The organism is Pseudomonas sp. UBA6562 (assembly GCF_002434265.1).
Classification (GTDB): Bacteria; Pseudomonadota; Gammaproteobacteria; order Pseudomonadales; family Pseudomonadaceae; genus Aquipseudomonas.
This window is the reverse complement of the sequence record NZ_DJJS01000006.1, coordinates 439,118-453,383: the sequence shown is the minus strand read 5'-3', so window position 1 is coordinate 453,383 and position 14,266 is coordinate 439,118. Positions and strand designations below refer to the sequence as shown.

The 14,266-nt window shown below is 64.1% G+C and carries 13 protein-coding genes; 10 read left to right on the top strand and 3 right to left on the bottom strand.

Features of this window, described 5'->3' with window-relative positions; genetic code table 11:
• Positions 1 to 258 precede the first annotated feature (258 nt).
• The 5 genes from dgcB (at position 259) to B4M43_RS09485 (ending at position 5,993) form a co-directional block, all read left to right on the top strand.
• Positions 259 to 2,208: a dimethylglycine demethylation protein DgcB gene (gene dgcB / locus B4M43_RS09505; protein ID WP_296266412.1), complete on the top strand. Its 1,950-nt coding sequence runs from the start codon at positions 259 to 261 to the stop codon at positions 2,206 to 2,208.
• Entirely contained in the window at positions 2,208 to 3,440 is a 1,233-nt protein-coding gene (locus B4M43_RS09500) for an electron transfer flavoprotein subunit alpha/FixB family protein (RefSeq protein ID WP_296266410.1), read from the top strand. Before dgcB ends, B4M43_RS09500 begins: the two co-directional genes overlap by 1 nt.
• A 10-nt stretch (positions 3,441 to 3,450) precedes the next feature.
• Positions 3,451 to 4,221 carry an electron transfer flavoprotein subunit beta gene (locus B4M43_RS09495; protein WP_296266408.1) on the top strand — a complete coding sequence of 257 codons (771 nt, stop codon included), beginning with the start codon at positions 3,451 to 3,453 and terminating at the stop codon, positions 4,219 to 4,221.
• 129 nt (positions 4,222 to 4,350) lie between these two features.
• Positions 4,351 to 5,184, top strand: a complete 834-nt coding sequence (locus B4M43_RS09490) for an RHS repeat-associated core domain-containing protein (protein WP_414707826.1) — start codon at positions 4,351 to 4,353, stop codon at positions 5,182 to 5,184.
• Positions 5,181 to 5,993 carry an RHS repeat-associated core domain-containing protein gene (locus B4M43_RS09485; RefSeq protein WP_296266407.1) on the top strand — a complete coding sequence of 271 codons (813 nt, stop codon included), beginning with the start codon at positions 5,181 to 5,183 and terminating at the stop codon, positions 5,991 to 5,993. Before B4M43_RS09490 ends, B4M43_RS09485 begins: the two co-directional genes overlap by 4 nt.
• A 90-nt stretch (positions 5,994 to 6,083) precedes the next feature.
• Here the strand turns inward: B4M43_RS09485 and gbcA are convergent, their stop codons facing one another.
• Positions 6,084 to 7,376, bottom strand: a complete 1,293-nt coding sequence (gene gbcA / locus B4M43_RS09480; RefSeq protein ID WP_296266405.1) for a glycine-betaine demethylase subunit GbcA — start codon at positions 7,374 to 7,376, stop codon at positions 6,084 to 6,086.
• A 308-nt stretch (positions 7,377 to 7,684) separates the two neighbouring features.
• Between gbcA and gbcB the strand changes: the two genes are divergently transcribed.
• The 3 genes from gbcB (at position 7,685) to B4M43_RS09465 (ending at position 9,563) form a co-directional block, all read left to right on the top strand.
• Positions 7,685 to 8,785 carry a glycine-betaine demethylase subunit GbcB gene (gbcB, locus tag B4M43_RS09475; RefSeq protein ID WP_296266403.1) on the top strand — a complete coding sequence of 367 codons (1,101 nt, stop codon included), beginning with the start codon at positions 7,685 to 7,687 and terminating at the stop codon, positions 8,783 to 8,785.
• Between the two features lie 224 nt (positions 8,786 to 9,009).
• A complete protein-coding gene (locus B4M43_RS09470; RefSeq protein ID WP_296266401.1) occupies positions 9,010 to 9,240 on the top strand; it encodes a hypothetical protein in 231 nt (76 codons plus the stop codon).
• The gene (locus B4M43_RS09465; RefSeq protein WP_296266400.1) at positions 9,237 to 9,563 is read left to right on the top strand and encodes a cell division protein ZapA; all 327 of its coding nucleotides are present in this window, start codon (positions 9,237 to 9,239) and stop codon (positions 9,561 to 9,563) included. Before B4M43_RS09470 ends, B4M43_RS09465 begins: the two co-directional genes overlap by 4 nt.
• On the opposite strand, the gene B4M43_RS09460 is transcribed toward B4M43_RS09465, so the two are convergent.
• Both B4M43_RS09460 and B4M43_RS09455 read right to left on the bottom strand, forming a co-directional pair.
• A complete protein-coding gene (locus B4M43_RS09460; protein ID WP_296266398.1) occupies positions 9,544 to 10,371 on the bottom strand; it encodes an RHS repeat-associated core domain-containing protein in 828 nt (275 codons plus the stop codon). The genes B4M43_RS09465 and B4M43_RS09460 overlap by 20 nt on opposite strands.
• A gap of 116 nt (positions 10,372 to 10,487) precedes the next feature.
• Positions 10,488 to 11,528, bottom strand: coding sequence for a threonine aldolase family protein (locus tag B4M43_RS09455; protein WP_296266397.1), 1,041 nt, complete (start codon positions 11,526 to 11,528; stop codon positions 10,488 to 10,490).
• Positions 11,529 to 11,741: 213 nt separating this feature from the next.
• Between B4M43_RS09455 and B4M43_RS09450 the strand changes: the two genes are divergently transcribed.
• Together B4M43_RS09450 and B4M43_RS09445 are read left to right on the top strand one after the other, a co-directional pair.
• Positions 11,742 to 12,995: a serine hydroxymethyltransferase gene (locus B4M43_RS09450; protein WP_296266395.1), complete on the top strand. Its 1,254-nt coding sequence runs from the start codon at positions 11,742 to 11,744 to the stop codon at positions 12,993 to 12,995.
• Between the two features lie 14 nt (positions 12,996 to 13,009).
• Positions 13,010 to 14,260, top strand: a complete 1,251-nt coding sequence (locus tag B4M43_RS09445) for a sarcosine oxidase subunit beta family protein (RefSeq protein WP_296266392.1) — start codon at positions 13,010 to 13,012, stop codon at positions 14,258 to 14,260.
• The last annotated feature ends 6 nt before the right edge of the window (positions 14,261 to 14,266 follow it).

Genomic DNA, 14,266 nt, shown 5'->3' with positions numbered 1-14,266 from the left:
CCGTCGCTGGCGGCCCTGGCCCTTATGGAAACCCGCACGAGCACCGCCTTCCCAGGTGGGCTGGTTCCCGTATGGACCTGCATGAACGCCGCCATCATTGGCGGGACTGGCCCCCTGTAGGAGCGGCTTGAGCCGCGAAGGCGTCAGCACTGAAAACGGTGTTGTCTGATCTGGCGCTTTCGCGGCTCAAGCCGCTCCCACAGGGTCCGCGCCGCGCTTGATAGCGGCGCAAGAATCCAGCTGTTGTGGGAGCCTCCCATGTTGAATACCCTGATACCCATCCTGCTGTTCGCGGCGCTCGCCCTGGCCGTGCTCGGCGCCGTGCGCCGGGTGCGCATGTGGCGCCGCGGCAGGCCTTCGCCGGTCAACCTGATCGGCGGCCTGCTGGCCATGCCGCGCCGCTACTTGGTCGACCTGCACCATGTGGTCGGGCGCGACAAGTACATCTCCAACACCCACGTCGCCACCGCCGGCGGCTTCGTGCTCTCGGCGGCGTTGGCGATCCTGGTGCATGGCTTCGGCCTGCAGAGCAGGATCCTCGGCTACGCGCTGCTGGTGGCCACGCTTGTCATGTTCACCGGTGCCGTCTTCGTCTACCGCCGCCGCATCGACCCGCCCGCGCGCCTGTCCAAAGGCCCGTGGATGCGCCTGCCGAAGAGCCTGCTGGTGTTCGCCGCGAGCTTCTTCATCGCCACGCTGCCGGTCGCGGGCATCCTGCCGGCCAACACCGGCGGCTGGATCATGGTCGCCGTGCTCGGCCTGGGCGTGCTGTGGGGCGTGTCGGAACTGTTCTTCGGCATGACCTGGGGCGGGCCGATGAAGCATGCCTTCGCCGGTGCCCTGCACCTGGCCTGGCACCGCCGTAGCGAGCGCTTCGGCGGTGGCCGTTCGACCGGTCTGAAGCCGCTCGACCTGGAAGACCCGAACGCGCTCCTGGGTGTGGAAAAACCGGCCGATTTCACCTGGAACCAACTGCTGGGCTTCGACGCCTGCGTGCAGTGCGGCAAGTGCGAGGCCATGTGTCCGGCCTTCGCCGCCGGCCAGCCGCTGAACCCGAAAAAACTCATCCAGGACATGGTCGTGGGCCTGGCCGGCGGCACCGACGCGAAGTTCGCTGGCAGCCCGTATCCGGGCAAACCCATCGGCGAGCACGGCGGCCACCCGCACCAGCCGATCGTCAACGGCCTGGTCGATGCCGAAACGCTGTGGTCGTGTACCACTTGCCGCGCCTGTGTCGAGGAATGCCCGATGATGATCGAGCACGTCGATGCCATCGTCGACATGCGCCGCCACCTGACCCTGGAAAAAGGCGCCACGCCGAACAAGGGCGCCGAGGTGCTGGACAATCTGATCGCCACCGACAACCCCGGCGGTTTCAACCCCGGTGGGCGGATGAACTGGGCGGCCGATCTCAACCTGACGCTGCTGGCCGACGTGCAGAGCACCGAGGTGCTGTTTTGGGTCGGCGACGGCGCCTTCGACATGCGCAACCAGCGCACCCTGCGCGCCTTCGTCAAGGTGCTCAAGGCCTCGGGCGTGGACTTCGCCGTACTCGGCCTGGAGGAGCGCGACAGTGGCGACGTGGCCCGCCGCCTGGGCGACGAAGCCACGTTCCAGCTGCTGGCCAAGCGCAACATCCAGACCCTGGACAAGTACCGCTTCAAGCGTATCGTCACCTGCGACCCGCACAGCTTCCACGTGCTGAAGAACGAATACGGCGCGCTGGGCGGCGAGTACCAGGTACAGCACCACAGCACCTACATCGCCGAACTGATCGCGCAGAACAAGCTCAACCTCGGCCAGCACAAGGGTGGCAGCGTCACCTATCACGATCCGTGCTACCTGGGCCGCTACAACGGCGAGTACGAAGCCCCGCGCGAGGTGCTCAGAGCGCTGGGCATCGAAGTGCGCGAGATGGAGCGTTCGGGCTTCCGCTCGCGCTGCTGCGGCGGTGGCGGCGGCGCGCCGATCACCGACATCCCCGGCAAGCAGCGGATTCCCGACATGCGCATGGACGACATCCGCAGCACCGAAGCCGAAGTGGTCGCCGTGGGTTGCCCGCAGTGCACGGCCATGCTCGAAGGGGTGGTCGAGCCACGCCCCCTGATCAAGGACCTGGCGGAGCTGGTGGCCGACGTGCTGCTGGAAGAACCTGCCGCCGCGGCCAAGCCGCAAGCGGCCAAACGCGAACCTGCGGAGGTGCATTGATGAGCGACCTCATCCGCCGCGACCCACGTGCCGAGTGGATCGCCCGTAACCGTCTGCATCCGCTGCACGCGGCGATGCAGACGCAACAGACCTCGTGGATGGGCCCCAACGGCCTGATGCGCAAGAACACCCACGCCATCGCCGCCGGTTTCATGGGGCCCAACGGCCTCAAGCGCATCGACCGCAGTGGCGCCCAGCAGGGCACAGCCACCGGGGGCCGGCGCAGCGCCGCCGCCGAGGTGCAACTGCCGCTGCATCAGGTGCTCGAACCCGCCTTCTACATCGCCGTGGTGCCGGACATGGTCGGCGGCCGCCTCGGCCCGCACGACCGCGACCTGCTGGGCCTGGCCCACAGCCTGGCCGGCCGGGACGGCGCGGTGCTGGCCATCGTCTTCGGCGAACACAAGGAAAGCGCTTTCGACACTGCCGGTGTGGACCGCCTGCTGGTGCTCGACGGCGATGCCTACAAGGGCTATGCCCCCGAACAACTGGTACAGGGCCTGCGCGCCGTGGACACGCAATTCGCGCCGCGCCACTGGCTGCTGCCCGACACCCGCAACGGCGGCGGCGAGCTGGGTCGGCGCCTGGCCGCGGCCATGGGCGAGCGCCCGGCCACCCGCGTGTGGCAGGTCAAGGACGGCGAATGCATCGGCCGTGCCGGTGCCGGCCAGCAAGACCTGCAACGCGGCATCGCACGGATCATCCTGGCCTCGTCGGAATGCTCGGATCCGGTCAGCGACACCCGCCACGAAGCCTTGCCGGTCGAGCTGTCGGCTTCGGTGGCGCGCAGCCTGTCGCGCATCGAAGACCTGGGCTCGGTGGCCGTGGACCCGGCCGCCATCGCAATGGCCGAAGCCGAGTTCATCGTCTCGGGCGGCAGCGGCATCAAGGACTGGGACCTGTACCACCGTGCCACCGCCGTGCTCGGTGCCACCGAAGGCGCTTCGCGGGTGGCGGTGGACGATGGCTTCATGCCGCGCAACCGCCAGGTCGGTGCGACCGGCACTTGGGTCACGGCACGGGTCTATGTGGCGGTCGGCATTTCCGGCGCCGTCCAGCACCTGCAGGGCATCGCGGCCTGCGACAAGGTGGTGGCGGTGAACATGGACCCGGCCTGCGACATGATCAAACGCGCCGACCTGTCGATCATTGGCGACAGCACGGCGATTCTCCAGGCACTGATCGAGGCGGTGGAACACTTCCGCAGCGGCGGCCAGCGCGACGCGGCTTGAGGGCATGAGCATGGGTACGAAAGTCATCAGCCTGGTTTCCATCGGCGCGCATCCCGGCTCAGGGCGCACGCGCCGCGCCGATCAGGATGCGCGCGCGGTAGAGCTGGGCCTGCAACTGGCCGGCGAGCATCTGCAAGTGGTGCACGCCGGCGATCCTCACGAAGAAGCCCTGCGCGCCTACCTGGGCATGGGGCTGGACCACCTCGATGTGCTGGAGCAGCCGGCCGGCGCCGATGTCGTCGGCGTGCTCGGCGATTATCTGCGCGATGCCGGCGCTCAACTGGTGCTGACCGGTAGCCAGGCGGAAACCGGCGAAGGCTCCGGGATGCTGCCGTTCCTGCTGGCCGAGACGCTGGGCTGGCCGTTGATCGTGGGCCTGGCGGCCGTCGAATCCATCGACAACGGTACCGCCTTGGTGCTGCAAGCCTTGCCACGCGGGCAGCGGCGTCGCTTGAAGGTGCGCTTGCCATTGCTGGCGACCGTCGACAACGCCGCACCGACGCCACGGCAGAGCGCTTTCGGCCCGGCGCGCCGTGGTGTGCTAGCGGCGCGGGAGGTGGAGGTGGTCGAAGACGACCTGCTCGCCGACGCGCAACTGCAACCGGCTCGCCCACGGCCCAAGCGTCTGAAGGTGATCAAGGCCAAGAGCGGCGCGGACCGGATGAAAGCGGCCACGGCCAAGGCCAGCGGAGGCAGCGGCAAGGTCTTGAAAGGCGTGACGGCGCAGGAAGGGGCCGAGGCGATTCTGAAGTTGCTGGTGGAGGAGGGGGTGTTGCGCTAATCGACCAACTTGCCAAGGGTCAATCATCGCGCCGGCCTGGAGGCCCGCTTTTGGCTGTCAGTTTTACCAGTATCTTAAGTACGTGGTCCTGGTCTAACGTCATTGCGACTTAGAGACAGGTAGACAAACGTGAAACGAGCCATTTCATCGCTGACAGGACAAACGCCCACACGTTTGGCGCCTTCCTCATCCGGGCGGGCGTATACGCCGTATGGCTATCGTCCGTCTAGTGACAGCTCGCTGACCGCTTTCGCAGGTGAGCGTTGTGACGCGATCACCGAGGGTTACCACTTGGGGCAGGGCCATAGGCTGTATCTGCCTCGACTGAAGCGGCTCAATTGTCCCGATAGCTTAAGCCCCTTCGGCAAGGGTGGCATCAACGCTTATGCCTATTGCGCTGGCGATCCTGTGAATCGCAGCGACCCCGCTGGCAGATTTCCTATTAATGCGAACTTTTTGACTTCGATCGAGCTAACCCGGGCTTCTACAGTCGCGGCTTATGCCGCAGCGACCATGGTGGCCTTAGGGACTCGGATCAAAAGCCGTTCGGCTGTTTGGGGCACTCGACAGCTATTAGCCGAAGCAGGGTTGGCGATAACAGGCGTGGGTATCCTGTTCAGCGGCTCGTCGCGGCTGGAACCCTTAGCACTTGGCTTGCTGACTCTGGGCAACGCGACGTCCCTAGCCAAGTCGGCAATCACGCTCGTGTCGGCTGTGCGTCGAGGGGCGCGCGAGTTCGTCAGCGCGGCTCGGCACAATATAGGTGCGGTGTTCGCCAACCGCGGATTGTCGCCCGATGTGCAACTCAACTCAGTCACTGTTTTATCTTTAAGCACTTTGTCTTCATCCTCGGTATCGCCGAGAACGGAACACCGTACGAATCAGGTTAACCCAGCCAACATCATCCGAGGCGTGTCCTTACCAAGGTCTACCTCCAATCCCGAACTTTCGTCGCACTCATGAACATTTCCAACCGCTCCTACGGCTACGCGGCTTATGGAACGGGCTCTGCGTACAACGGCACCGCCTTGGCCTACTGCGGTGAGTACCGTGACCGAGTAAGTGGTCAGTACCTGCTCGGTCATGGCCGGCGCGTCTACAACTCATCGCTCATGCGCTTCCACAGCCCGGACTCGCTGAGCCCATTTGGCCAGGGCGGCCTCAACCCCTACGCGTACTGTATGGGGGACCCCATCAACCATGTGGATCGCACAGGGGCCAACCCTGTCAGGGTTTCGCTCATCGCGCTGAGTTTTCTGGACAGTGGCCTCAACGTCCTCGATGGCTTCGTCAGCACACTCAAGACTGTCGTGACGTCGCGTATCCAGGGAGTGCCTCCACGTTTGTCCGCGCAGGCGAAAAACTACTTCAAGTTCAACAAGGGAGTTTTGAAGGCCGCAGCTTCGGCGATGGCATGGTACGAGCAGGACGGCTTCTTGCCGCTGGCCATCAAGGGCAGCGAAATTACCCAAGCGAACGCTAGAGGCTTCAGTATTTTCGAGCGTCTGTTGAATCTGAAAGAGGATGGCCAAGTCGTCTGGGCCTATCTTCGGGACAATCCCGGGCAGATCGGAGGCGTCGTGAAAGACGCGGCAGGCATCGTGACCGGTATAACGCCCTTGAAAACCGCCGTCGCGAACGCTCTGCGGTCCATTCGCCAACCGCGCGAAGTGGATATGGAGAGTACATCGAATCCAATGCGGAACCTGGCAGCCAACCCAGGCTCGAACGCCTTTCCAAACAGTCGGCAACGACGTCGCATGTCCATCTAGACAGCTGTGCTTGAATGCATGGGCCGACAGCGTTGAGCGGTGCGACAGCGCGTGCGACGGCCCAGGCCGCTCCACGCGCTGCCGGTTGCATCACTGTGCGTTGATTTCCTTCAGATAAGGCGCAGGCTCGGCCCCCAGGTTGTTCAATACCCGCTGGCTGTACCAATCGATGAAGTTCACCACGCCGAACTCGTAGGTCTTGGAATACGGCCCAGGCTGGTAGGCGGTGGAATTGATCCCGCGCTGGTTCTCTTCGGCCAGGCGACGGTCCTGGTCGTTGGTGGCGTCCCACACCTTACGCATGTTGGCCGGGTCGTAATCGACGCCTTCCACGGCGTCCTTGTGCACCAGCCACTTGGTGGTGACCATCGATTCCTGGGCGCTGATCGGCCACACGGTGAAGACGATCATGTGGTCGCCCATGCAGTGGTTCCAGGCGTGCGGCAGGTGCAAGATGCGCATCGAACCCATGTCCGGGTTCTGGATGCGGCCCATCAGCTTCTTGCACGCCGCCTTGCCGTCCATGGTCATCGATACGGTGCCCTTGAGCAGCGGCATGCGCACGATGCGGTTACGCAGGCCGTGGCTCTTGTGCAGGTACGGGATCTTTTCGGCTTCCCAGGCGGCCGAGCAGGCGGCGACCTGGTCCTTGAACTCCTGGCTGGCGCGCGGATCGTTGGTGTCGTCGAACTCCAGCAGGGTTTGCAGCAGCTCCGGGTGCGAGCCGTTGCAGTGGTAGCACTCGCGGTTGTTTTCCAGCACCAGCTTCCAGTTGGCCTTCTCGAACAGTTGGGTCTGCACCGCGACCTTGGTGTTCTCCATGTCGTACGGTTCCATGTAGTGGTCCAGGGTGGCCAGGAACTCGTCGATGGCGGGCGGGTTCTCCGCCAGGCTGATGAAGATGTAACCGCCGGCGGTCTTCACGTTGACCGGCTTGAGGCCGTATTCCTTCATGTCGAAGTCCACGCCCATCTCGGTGCCGGCGAACAGCAGGCGACCGTCGAGCTCGTAGGTCCACTGGTGGTACGGGCACACCAGCTTGGCCACCTTGCCCTTGTCGTGTACGCACAGGCGCGAACCGCGGTGGCGGCAGACGTTGTGGAAGGCGTGCACCTTACCTTCGGTGCCGCGCACCACGATGATCGGGTTCTTGCCGATCTCGAGGGTCAGGTAGTTGCCCTTCGCCGGAATTTCGCAGGTCATGCCGGCGATCAGCCACTCCTTGTGGAAGATCTCCTGCATGTCGATCTGGAACAGACGCTCGTCGGTGTAGAAAGGCTGGGGCAGCGAATAGGTACGCTCGCGGTTCTGCAGCATCTCGGCGGTGGCCTTGCGTGCAGGTTCGAGTGGATCGCCCAGGCTCAGGGTTGCGGTGACGTCCATCATGTGGTTCCTCATGGCCTGATACGGCCGGCGAAAGGTGGCTAATCGTTGTGGTGCTGCGGTGCCGTCGGCCCGGCTGTCATTCGTGTCGAAGCAGCCGGTGCATTTGCGGTGGAGTGTGCGATTACTGTAGGCGCGAACCGTATCCATGGGCGACATGGCCCAATCTGATTCCGACGCGCCAAGCCTTGTCTTACGGGGCTGGTCGCGATAAGCACGCCGATGTCGCAGATAGGAAAGTGCGACCCTCCGGGCTTGAGCATCATCGCAACCATAAAAAGGCCGGTAGTCGGCCGCTGGAGATGATCATGTCCGAAACCTTCCTCAATCCGGTCACCACGCAGACTTGGGTCAACGGTCGCCACACCGTGCGCTGCGTCAAGGTCATCCAAGAGACGTGGGACGTGCGCACGTTCTGCTTCATGGCCGACGCGCCGATCATGTTCTTCTTCAAGCCCGGACAGTTCGTCACCCTGGAACTGGAGATCGACGGCAAGCAGGTGATGCGTTCCTACACCATCTCCAGTTCGCCCTCGGTGCCCTACAGTTTCTCCATCACCGTCAAACGTGTGCCGGGCGGGCATGTCTCCAACCACCTGCACGACACCTTGCACGAAGGTCAGGAGCTGGCCGTGCACGGCCCGGTGGGGCTGTTCAACGCCATCGACTTCCCGGCCAACAAGGTGCTGTACCTCTCCGGCGGCGTCGGTATCACCCCGGTGATGTCCATGGCGCGCTGGTTCTACGACACCAACGCCAACGTCGACATGGTCTTCGTGCACAGCGCGCGTACGCCCAAGGACATCATCTACCACCGCGAACTCGAACAGATGGCTTCGCGCATCCCCAACTTCGGGCTGCACATCATCTGCGAGAAGCACGGCTTGGGCGAGCCGTGGGCCGGCTACCGCGGCTACCTGAACCAGCGCCTGCTGGAGCTGATGGCGCCCGACTATATGGAGCGCGAAGTGTTCTGCTGCGGTCCGACGCCGTACATGAACGCGGTCAAGCGCATGCTCGAAGGCGTCGGCTTCGACATGAGCCGCTACCACGAGGAATCCTTCGGTGCCACGCCGGCCGAAGACAAGGCCAATGCCGTCGAGAACGCCGAGCAGGCCGCCGATGCGCCGGAAGTGGACGAATCCGACCTCAACCTGGTGGAGTTCATCGGCAGCGAGAAGAGCATTCGCATAGCCCCCGGCGAAACCGTGCATGCGGCGGCGGCGAAAGTCGGCCTGATGATCCCCAAGGCCTGCGGTATGGGCATCTGCGGCACCTGCAAGGTGCTCAAGCTGGGCGGCGAGGTGGAGATGGAGCACAACGGCGGCATCACCGAGGACGATGAGGCCGAGGGCTACATCCTGTCGTGTTGCAGCGTGCCCAAGGGCGATGTGCGCATTGACTATTGAGCGCAGCGGCAAGGCGCAGACAGAAGCAGGCCCACGACGGGCCTGTTTTCGTTGCGGCCTGGCAAGCAGGGCAAGGCATTCGGATCGACGGCAGGTTTTTCGGGAACATGTCGCGCGCTGTCGGGTCAATGGGCCGCTTGAGCCCGTCGTACCGATATTAATTGGCGGGGGCGCGCAGTTTTCTTTATCGTGAGCGCCCTCTGCAACAACCCCGAGATAGAGCCATGTTGGAAGCCTCCCTTAATCAGATCGAGCAACTGGTCAACGACCTGCTGCACAAGAACACCCAACTGACCGAGCAGAACGCCGCGCTCGGCCAGGAACTGGCCCAGGCCAAGGAAGAGAACGAAACCCTGCAGCTGTCGCTGATGGAGCAGGAAGAGAAGCAGGGCGCCACCACCTCGCGCCTGCAAGCGTTGCTCGAGCGCGCAGGTGCCGGCACCGTCGGCGCATGAGCTACTACTCGCGTCAGGAACAGCCGGTCAATGTCGTGTCGATTCTGGGCGTCGACTATTCGATCAAAGCGCCGGAAGGCCAGGAAGACACCCTCAGCCAGGCGGCGCGCATGCTCAATGCAGCCTTGAGCGACACCAAGCGCCAGTACCCGACGTTGATCGGCGACAAGCTGCTGGTCCTGGCGGCGTTGAACCTATGCTCGCGGCAGATCGAGTTGCAGGACGAGCACCAGCAAGCCCTGGCGCGTGCCCAGGCGAAGGTGGAGGCTACGGTCGAAGCGATTGCCAAGACTATTGGCGATTCTACGCGCCCCTCCGTATGACCTCCGCCGTGATCGCAGGCGGGCGTTGCCCTCCCTGCGCCGAGAGAATGTTTTCGTAGACGTAGTTCCAGGCCCAATCGCTGGCATGGGTTATGATTTCCCGGGCCGGGTTGACTAATGTCACCTCGCCGGCCGCATACAGTAGCGAGGGTGCGGTCGGCACAAGTCCCGAGAAACCTTCGGTGCGAACGGTCGAAATCAATGCTACGCCTCCTTCGGCTATGAAAAAAACAGAACCGCTCAGCCCGAAGTTGTCGACCACGCCAACGCGGCCTGCTGCTTCGGGTGACAAGAACAACTCGATGAAGTCGGCGAAAGTAGGGTGGAGGAGTGCGTGGAAACCAAGGATTCGGCGTAACCGATGCGCAGCTGGGAAACTTGCACCTGGCTGATCGCGCTGCAATTGCGTGTACTCGGCCGCCATTCCGGCGAAAGCCATGGCAGCGCCCGTCAGCGAACCAACGGCATTCCCCAGCCGTGCAAAGTAATGTTTGACAAGTTCGCCAGAAGATTGCATGGCCATCGTCTGAGGCCACGGCAGCCGACCCGAAGGATCGACCCGGTTGACGGGATCGTTCGCGCAGTAGGCATACGCATTGATGCCGCCTGCCCCCATGGGGCTGAGCGTATCCGGAGATCTGAAACGCATCAGGACCGGGTCGTAGGCACGGTGGCCGTTGCCCAGCAGGTAGCTGCCGCTCGCGCTGTCCAAATGCTGGCCTGCGAAGGCCATGTGCGCGTGGCCCATCGAAGCGTGATACCCAAACGGCGTGAATGCTCTCCGCCCGCAAGGAGCGGCCGAGCGCATGCGTGATGAGCGGGGAGGGGGGAGTGGCACGGCAAGACACCGGTTCAAGGGGACGGCCCTCGACGCTAGCTGCCAGTCGCATGCGTGCGCAACTGACAGTTTTGCCAGGCCGCGCGTCAGCCCGCGACGATCGCGCGGATGTCTGCCGCCAACTCCCGCACGCGTTCCTCCCGCGTATCCCACGAGCACATGAAGCGCGCGCCGCCGCTGCCGATGAAGGTATAGAAGCGCCAGCCGCGTTCGCGCAGCCGTTCCAGCGCCGCTTCTGGCATTTGCAGGAACACGCCGTTGGCCTCCACCGGGAACATCAGCTCCACACCCGGCAGGTCGCTCACCAGCGAGGCGAGCAGCTGCGCGCACTGGTTGGCGTGGGTGCCATGGCGCAGCCAGGCGCCGTCTTCCAGGATGCCCACCCAAGGCGCGGATAGGTAACGCATCTTCGAGGCCAGCTGCCCGGCCTGCTTGCAGCGGTAGTCGAAGTCCCGCGCCAGGTCGTGGTCGAAGAACAGGATCGCTTCGCCCACCGCCATACCGTTCTTGGTGCCGCCGAAGCACAGCACGTCGACCCCAGCCTTCCAAGTCAGCTCGGCCGGCGAATGGCCGAGGAAGGCGCAGGCGTTGGTGAAGCGTGCGCCGTCCATGTGCAGGTGCAGGCCCAGCTCTTTGCAGGTGGCGCTGATCGCCGCCAGTTCGTCGGGGCGGTAGACGGTGCCCACTTCGGTGGCCTGGGTGAGGGTCACCACGCGTGGTTTGGGGTAGTGGATGTCCTGGCGCTTGAGGGCGACTTCGCGGATCGCCTCGGGCGTCAGCTTGCCGGCCACGGTGCGTGCGGTGAGCAGCTTGGAGCCGTTGGAGAAGAACTCCGGTGCGCCGCATTCGTCGGTCTCGACGTGGGCGGTTTCCGAGCAGATCACGCTGTGGAAGCTCTGGCACAACGAGGCCAGGGCCAACGAGTTGGCGGCGGTGCCGTTGAAGGCGAAGAACACTTCGCAGTCGGTTTCGAACAGGCGGCGGAAGTGGTCGGCGGCCTGTTGCGTCCACTGGTCGTCGCCGTAGGCGCGTTCGTGGCCCTGGTTGGCCCGGTCCATGGCGGCCCAGGCTTCGGGGCAGATACCGGAATAGTTGTCGCTGGCGAATTGTTGGCTGTTGTCTGGCATGGCCTTGTCCTGTGAGCGAGGCAGCCAGCACTCTAAACCATCCATAGCGCGTGCACGCGCGGCCCCTTCAAAAAAGGTTCCGCTCGGCAATGTCGTAAACGCGCCATTGCAAGGCGTGCGCAGGCATCTGATTCCCCCCGCCCGGCCCTACCATCGCCACAAAGGGTCATTGAACCCAGAAGACAAAAAACGATCGCTGCCGGGAGATACACGATGTTCAGCAAGCAAGACCAGATCCAGGGTTACGACGATGCGCTGCTGGCGGCGATGGATGCCGAGGAGCAGCGTCAGGAAGACCACATCGAGCTGATCGCCTCGGAAAACTACACCAGCAAACGTGTGATGCAGGCCCAGGGCAGCGGTCTGACCAACAAGTACGCCGAAGGCTACCCGGGCAAGCGCTACTACGGCGGTTGCGAGCACGTCGACAAGGTCGAGGCGCTGGCCATCGAGCGCGCCAAGCAGCTGTTCGGCGCCGACTACGCCAACGTCCAGCCGCATTCGGGTTCCTCGGCAAACAGCGCCGTGTACCTGGCCCTGCTGCAGGCCGGCGACACCATCCTGGGCATGAGCCTGGCCCACGGCGGCCACCTGACCCACGGCGCCAAGGTTTCGTCCTCGGGCAAGCTGTACAACGCCGTGCAGTACGGCATCGACACCGCCACCGGCCTGATCGACTACGACGAAGTCGAGCGCCTGGCCGTCGAGCACAAGCCGAAGATGATCGTCGCCGGCTTCTCGGCCTATTCGAAAACCCTCGACTTCCCGCGCTTCCGCGCCATCGCCGACAAAGTCGGTGCGCTGCTGTTCGTCGACATGGCCCACGTCGCCGGCTTGGTCGCCGCAGGCCTGTACCCCAACCCGATTCCGTTCGCCGACGTGGTCACCACCACCACCCACAAGACCCTGCGCGGTCCGCGCGGTGGCCTGATCCTGGCCAAGGCCAACGAAGCGATCGAGAAGAAGCTCAACGCCGCCGTGTTCCCCGGCGCCCAGGGCGGCCCGCTGATGCACGTCATCGCCGGCAAGGCGGTGTGTTTCAAGGAAGCGCTGGAGCCAGGCTTTAAAGCCTACCAGCAGCAAGTGATCGACAACGCCCAGGCCATGGCCAAAGTGTTCATCGACCGCGGCTACGACGTGGTCTCCGGCGGCACCGACAACCACCTGTTCCTGGTCAGCCTGATCCGTCAGGGCCTGACCGGCAAAGACGCCGACGCTGCCCTGGGCCGCGCCCACATCACCGTCAACAAGAACGCCGTACCCAACGATCCGCAATCGCCGTTCGTGACCTCGGGCCTGCGCATCGGCACCCCGGCGGTCACCACCCGTGGCTTCAAGGTCGACGAATGCGTGCGCCTGGCCGGCTGGATCTGCGACATCCTCGACCACCTGGGTGACGCAGACATCGAAGCCGACGTGGCCAAGCGCGTCTCCGACCTGTGCGCCGATTACCCGGTTTACCGCTGAGGGAGCAAGACACCATGAAACGTTACTCAGGCTTCGGCCTCTTCAAGCACTCCCTCAGCCACCACGAAAACTGGCAGCGCATGTGGCGCACGCCGACCCCTAAAAAGGTCTACGACGTGGTCATCGTCGGCGGTGGCGGGCACGGCCTGGCAACCGCCTATTACCTGGCCAAGGAACACGGCATCACCAACGTCGCGGTGATCGAGAAGGGCTACCTGGGCGGCGGCAACACCGCCCGTAACACTACCATCGTGCGCTCCAACTACCTCTGGGACGAATCGGCCAAGCTCTACGAACACGCCATGAAGCTGTGGGAAGGGCTGTCGCAGGACATCAACTACAACGTGATGTTCTCCCAGCGCGGCGTCTACAACCTGTGCCACACCCTGCAGGACATCCGCGATTCCGAGCGCCGGGTCAACGCCAACCGTCTCAACGGCGTGGACGGCGAGTTGCTCAATACCGAACAGGTGGCGGCCGAGATCCCGTACCTGGACTGCTCGAAGAACACCCGTTACCCGATCCTCGGCGCGACCATCCAGCGCCGTGGCGGCGTAGCCCGTCACGACGCCGTGGCCTGGGGCTATGCCCGTGCCGCCGACGCCTTGGGCGTCGACCTGATCCAGCAGACCGAAGTGATCGGCTTCCGCAAGGAAAACGGCGCGGTGATCGGCGTGGAGACCAACAAAGGCTTCATCGGCGCCAAGCGCGTCGGCGTGGTCACCGCCGGTAACTCCGGGCACATGGCCAAACTGGCCGGCTTCCGTCTGCCGCTCGAATCGCACCCGCTGCAGGCGCTGGTTTCCGAGCCGATCAAGCCCATCATCGACAGCGTGATCATGTCCAACGCCGTGCACGGCTACATCAGCCAGTCCGACAAGGGCGACCTGGTGATCGGCGCCGGCATCGACAGCTGGGTCGGTTACGGCCAGCGCGGGTCGTATCCGGTGATCGAACACACCATGCAGGCGATCGTGGAGATGTTCCCCATCCTCTCGCGCGTGCGCATGAACCGGCAGTGGGGCGGCATCGTCGACACCTGCCCGGACGCCTGCCCGATCATCTCCAAGACCCCGGTCAAGAACCTGTTCTTCAACTGCGGTTGGGGCACCGGCGGCTTCAAGGCCACGCCCGGCTCGGGCAACGTCTTCGCCGCGAGCCTGGCCAAAGGCGAGATGCACCCGCTGGCCAAGCCGTTCTCCATCGACCGTTTCTACAACGGTGCGCTGATCGACGAACACGGCGCTGCGGCCGTCGCCCACTAATTCGGA